This window comes from Pelagicoccus sp. SDUM812002 (assembly GCF_031127835.1).
Taxonomy (GTDB): domain Bacteria; phylum Verrucomicrobiota; class Verrucomicrobiia; order Opitutales; family Opitutaceae; genus Pelagicoccus.
In genome coordinates this window covers 1-2076 of the sequence record NZ_JARXHX010000067.1, presented here as the reverse complement: position 1 = coordinate 2076, position 2076 = coordinate 1, and the positions used below count along the sequence as shown (strand labels likewise).

The window sequence follows — 2076 nt, the reverse complement described above, 5'->3', positions numbered from 1 at the left end:
CTGCCGCACCCGGGTCTCCCAACTGCTCCAACTGAAACGGCTTCCCGAGGACATCAGAAAAAAGCTAGAGCACGCCCCCGAGAAGCTCGACGTTTCGATCAACATCCATTCCCTGCGAAAGCTCGCCCTTTCGCAAACCGAGGAAAACCCGAGCAAATAGCAGGTAAGCTCAATGCGTAGATTACAAAATATCATCTAAAGCGAGAAGTAGCCGACGTTTTGTAATTTACAAATCGTCGGCTTTTCGTATTTATAGCCGACGTTTCGAGTATGAAGACAACAAAAGCCGAACAACTAGAGGCAGCTTTCCGAGACGCTTCAACGCTGAGGAGTTCTGATCTCGAAAGACTGGGCATCTCCCGGCCATACATCCAGGAAGCGACGAGACTAGGCCTAATCGAGAGACAATCGCGAGGGCTCTACACCTTTCCGAAAGCGGACATCACCGAAAACCACGCTCTCGTGCAGGCGACAAAACGAACGCCCAACGCGCGGATCTGCCTCCTCTCCGCCCTAAAATTCCACGACCTGACCTCCCAGAACCCGTATGAGGTCTGGATCGCGATCGGGCGAAAGGACCGCAAGCCCGCCTACGAGAGTCCGCCCATTCAGGTCGTCCGATTTTCAGGAGCCGCGTCCACAGAAGGAGTCGAACAGCACATCATTGAGGGAACTACCATTCAGATCTACTCCGTTGCCAAGACCATCGTAGATCTGTTTCGCTACCGAAACAAGCTTGGCATCGATATCGCCATTGAAGCCCTGCGAGAAGGCTGGAGCGCGAGACGCTTCAGCATCGCCGAAATCGACAGAATCGCCACCGCGTGCCGAGCAAAAGCGGTCATGGCCCCCTACCTCGAAAGCGTCATCGCATGAGCAAGTCCAATCTCGTCGCTTCAATACGCCAGCGACTCCTGAATATCGCCAAATCGAATGGAGAAGCATTCGACTACGTCCTCGCTCGATACGGAACCGAACGACTCCTCTATCGACTAGCCAACAGTTCTCATTCGAACTCCTTCGTGCTGAAAGGCGCGATCCTATTCTACGCTTGGAACAAGCAAATGCATCGACCGACGCGCGACGTCGACTTGCTAGGATTCGGATCGGACGACCTGGAAATCGTGAAGGAAACCTTTTCAGAAATCGCACGGATCCCAATGCATGAGGACGGTCTCTCCTTCGACGCCGACTCGATCAAAGCCGATTCCATCCGAGAACAAGCCTCGTACCAGGGAATCAGAATCAAGATGCTCGCAACCCTCGGCAACGTTCGCATCCCCATCCAGATCGACATCGGCTTCGGCGACGCGATCACGCCCTCAACCGATACTCTGGAACTGCCAAGCCTACTGCCCGAGCTCTCTTCGCCGGTACTCAGAACCTACCCCGTCTACACCGTGATCGCAGAAAAGCTGGAAGCCATGGTGTCTCTGGGCGACTTCAACACCCGCATGAAGGACTTCTTCGATATCCACTTTCTGGTTACAAACGAAAAACTCGACCCAGAGATTCTCAGCCAAGCCATCCGCGCCACCTTCGAACGGCGGAAGACAGCTCTACCCGCAAGCCTTACTGATTCCCTCAAACCGAAATTCGCAAAGCAAAAGCAAGTCCAATGGGCCGCATTCCTCAATCGCAACAACCTGAAATCCGCTCCAAAGGACCTTTCAATTATCCTAAACGAGATAGCGGAAAAGCTCCCAATCGATTGGGAAAACCTGAAGTAAAAAAACACGCTTATTCGCTAGACCGAAGTAACCGGTTCGATCCGCACCCAGGCTACCGCTGGCGTCCCAAAGAATTGGAAATTCGAACTTTTTCAGCGCAATCATACATGTACCAACCGACTGCTCGAAATCCTTCTTAGCCGCTACGGGTCAGCTACTTAGCGTCCCCAAAAGCAAGAAACACCTGGCCCTCCTAAAAGCGCTGAGACGTGCCGACAAATGGGCCGAGCGTCTGCGAATCGATCCAACCGTGACACAATCCGACATCGCGAAAGAGGAAGGAATCTGCCGCACCCGGGTCTCCCAACTGCTCCAACTGAAACGGCTTCCCGAGGACATCAGAAAA

The 2076-nt window shown here is 53.3% G+C and carries 2 protein-coding genes; both read left to right on the top strand.

Translation table 11 applies throughout. The features are described from left to right. Window positions 1-270: 270 nt before the first annotated feature. A complete protein-coding gene (locus QEH53_RS23585) occupies window positions 271-876 on the top strand; it encodes an AbiEi antitoxin N-terminal domain-containing protein (protein ID WP_309025693.1) in 606 nt (201 codons plus the stop codon). Next, window positions 873-1730: a nucleotidyl transferase AbiEii/AbiGii toxin family protein gene (locus QEH53_RS23580; protein ID WP_309025692.1), complete on the top strand. Its 858-nt coding sequence runs from the start codon at window positions 873-875 to the stop codon at window positions 1728-1730. The genes QEH53_RS23585 and QEH53_RS23580 overlap by 4 nt, the downstream gene beginning before the upstream one ends. Window positions 1731-2076 lie beyond the last annotated feature (346 nt).